Origin of the sequence: Catellatospora coxensis (genome assembly GCF_016862635.1) — a bacterium.
In the GTDB taxonomy this organism is placed as follows: domain Bacteria; phylum Actinomycetota; class Actinomycetes; order Mycobacteriales; family Micromonosporaceae; genus Catellatospora; species Catellatospora coxensis.
The window spans coordinates 1-2,669 of sequence record NZ_BONI01000174.1; the positions used below are offsets into that span (position 1 = coordinate 1).

The 2,669-nt window shown below is 71.7% G+C and carries 4 protein-coding genes; 2 read left to right on the forward strand and 2 right to left on the reverse strand.

Features of this window, described 5'->3' with window-relative positions; all coding sequences use genetic code 11:
• Positions 1-20: 20 nt before the first annotated feature.
• A complete protein-coding gene (locus tag Cco03nite_RS41760; RefSeq protein ID WP_203699596.1) occupies positions 21-290 on the reverse strand; it encodes a GlsB/YeaQ/YmgE family stress response membrane protein in 270 nt (89 codons plus the stop codon).
• Between the two features lie 84 nt (positions 291-374).
• Positions 375-1,007, reverse strand: coding sequence for a TetR/AcrR family transcriptional regulator (locus Cco03nite_RS41765; RefSeq protein ID WP_203699597.1), 633 nt, complete (start codon positions 1,005-1,007; stop codon positions 375-377).
• Between the two features lie 108 nt (positions 1,008-1,115).
• On the opposite strand from Cco03nite_RS41765, the gene Cco03nite_RS41770 reads away from it, so the two are divergent.
• Both Cco03nite_RS41770 and Cco03nite_RS41775 read left to right on the forward strand, forming a co-directional pair.
• On the forward strand, positions 1,116-1,565 hold the full coding sequence (locus tag Cco03nite_RS41770) for a MaoC family dehydratase (protein WP_203699598.1): 450 nt from the start codon (positions 1,116-1,118) through the stop codon (positions 1,563-1,565).
• The gene (locus tag Cco03nite_RS41775; protein WP_239168093.1) at positions 1,565-2,560 is read left to right on the forward strand and encodes an NADPH:quinone oxidoreductase family protein; all 996 of its coding nucleotides are present in this window, start codon (positions 1,565-1,567) and stop codon (positions 2,558-2,560) included. The genes Cco03nite_RS41770 and Cco03nite_RS41775 overlap by 1 nt, the downstream gene beginning before the upstream one ends.
• The last annotated feature ends 109 nt before the right edge of the window (positions 2,561-2,669 follow it).

The window sequence follows — 2,669 nt, forward strand, 5'->3', positions numbered from 1 at the left end:
GGCCGTCACCCAGTGGTGTCTTACACCGTGCTGCGTCCGCGGACACCGGCGAGCAGTGCGACACCCAGCGCGGCCAGGCCCACCTGGAAAAGCAGTTCGATCCAGTCGACGCCATCGGTGACGGCCACGCCCACGGCCTGCGCGAGCGCGGTGCCGATCAGCGCGGCGACGATGCCCACCACGATGGTCAGCCAGATCGGCAGGCCCTGACGGCCCGGCACGACCAGCCGGCCGAGCGCGCCGATGATCAGACCAACGATGAGAGCCGAGATGATTCCGGCGACAGTCATGACTCCTCCTTTGCGCATGACATCCACTGCCGCCTGTCTGCCCGTCCACTCGGCACCGCAAACCACCTCACCGTCGACTTCGGGTCAGCGGGCCTGGACCATGCGCACGGCCAGGTCGGCGTAGAGCGCGCCGATGTCCTCGGGGGCGCGGCGGCCTGAGCTGCGGTACCAGCGGGCCACGTCGACGGTCAGCGAGAGCAGGGCCAGGCCGGTGCCGGGGATGTCGGGCACGTCGAAGACGCCCTGCTCGACCCCGTGTTCCAGGGTCGCGCGGACCACCAGGTCCATCTCGTGGCGCAGCGCGGTGATCTCGGTGAGGTGCGCCGGTTCGAGGGCGTTGAGCTCGTACGAGATGACCCGGGCCGGGGTGTGGAACAGGGCGTGCCAGGCGGCGAAGTCGCCGATGACGTCGCGCAGCTGCCGCACCGGGTCGTCGCTGCGGGCCGCGGCGGCGCGCAGGGCGACCAGCGAGTGCCGGTGCCCGACCAGGCAGATGCGGTGCAGCAGCTCCTCCTTGGAGCGGTAGTGCACGTACACGCCGGCGGGGCTCATGCCGACCCGGGTGGCGATGTCGCGGGTGGTGGTGGCGTGGTAGCCGCGTTCGGCGAACGCCTGGACGGCAGCGATGAGCAGCCGCCGGGCGGGCGCCGGGGTGACGTCGTGCCAGGCCCGTTCCAGCATCGCGACCTCGTCGAGGTCGGCGGCGGCGGTGTTCATCGGGGTCCTCCACGGCTCGGGGTGAAGCGTTGACAGCACCCTTCCATACCGGCATCCTAAGCAAGCGCTTACTTAGTTCGCCAGCCTTCACCGTGGAAGGGTTATGTCATGGCCTTCGCCTCCCTGGACGACGTGCGTGCCGCCGTCGGCACCGTCGTCAACACCAGCGAATGGTTGGAGATCGATCAGAAGCGGGTCGACATGTTCGCCGAGGCCACCGGCGACCTGCAGTGGATCCACACCGACCCGGCCCGCGCCGCGGCGGGCCCGTTCGGCACGACCATCGCGCACGGCTACCTGACGCTGTCGCTCATCCCGTTCCTGGCCGGCGACGCGCTGCGGGTGCCGGGCGTGCAGATGGGCGTCAACTACGGCACCAACAAGGTGCGCTTCCCGGCTCCGGTGCCGGTCGGCTCGCGGGTGCGGGCGACGGTGAAGCTGCTGTCGGTCGACGACGTCGAGGGCGGTGTGCAGCTGACCTCGCAGGTGACCATCGAGCGCGAGGGCGGCGACAAGCCGGTCTGCGTCGCCGAGACCGTGTCGCGGATGTACCTCTGATGGCCGCGACGATGCGAGCCTGGCAGGCGACCGCCAACGGCGAGCCCGCCGACGTGATGAGCCTGGTCGAGACGGCGGTTCCCACGCCGGGCGCAACCCAGTTGCTGGTACGGGTGCGCGCCTCCGCGCTGAACTTCCCGGACGTGCTGCTGGTCCGTGGGCAGTACCAGGTGCGCCCGCCGCTGCCGTTCACGCCCGGTGTGGAGCTGTGCGGTGAGGTCGTCGCGACCGGGGCCGAGGTCACCGGCTTCGCCGAGGGCGACCGGGTCATCGGCACCACCGCGCTGCCCAGCGGCGCGCTGGCCGAGTACGCGCTGGTCGAGGCCGCCGACGCGTTCCCCGCCCCGGCGGCGCTGGACGACGTGCAGGCTTCGGCGATGCACATCGCGTACCAGACGGGCTGGTTCTCCCTGCACCGCCGGGCGCGGCTGCAGCCGGGCGAGACGCTGCTGATCCACGCGGGCGCGGGCGGGGTCGGCAGTGCCGCGATCCAGCTCGGCAAGGCCGCGGGCGCGACCGTGATCGCGGTCGTCGGCGGGGCCGCGAAGGCCGAGGTGGCCGCGAAACTCGGCGCGGACCTCGTGATCGACCGCCGCGAGCAGGACTTCGTCGCCGCGGTGAAGGCCGCGACCGGCGGCCGCGGCGCAGACGCGATCTTCGACCCGGTGGGCGGCGACGCGTACACGGGCTCGGCGAAGTGTGTCGCGTTCGAGGGTCGCATCCTGGTCGTCGGCTTCGCGGGCGGCACCGTGCCGACGCCGGGGCTCAACCACGCCCTGGTCAAGAACTACTCGATCGTCGGCGTGCACTGGGGCCTGTACCGGCAGCTCGACCCCGCGCTGGTCGTGCAGGCGCACGAGAAGCTGTGCGGGCTGGCCGCCGACGGAGTCGTGCAGCCGCTGATCGGCGGCGTGCTCGGCCTCGACGAAGCCGTGGACGGCCTGACCCGCCTGGGCGCGGGCGAGACCGTCGGCCGTCTGGTGGTGCGGCCTTGACCGGACACGACGACGTGCGCAGCGAGGTGACGGCGTGAGCGAGCGCAGCGAGCGAATCAGTGGCACCGCCTGTCATGACGGAGCCGAGCGCAGCGAGGTGACGGTATGA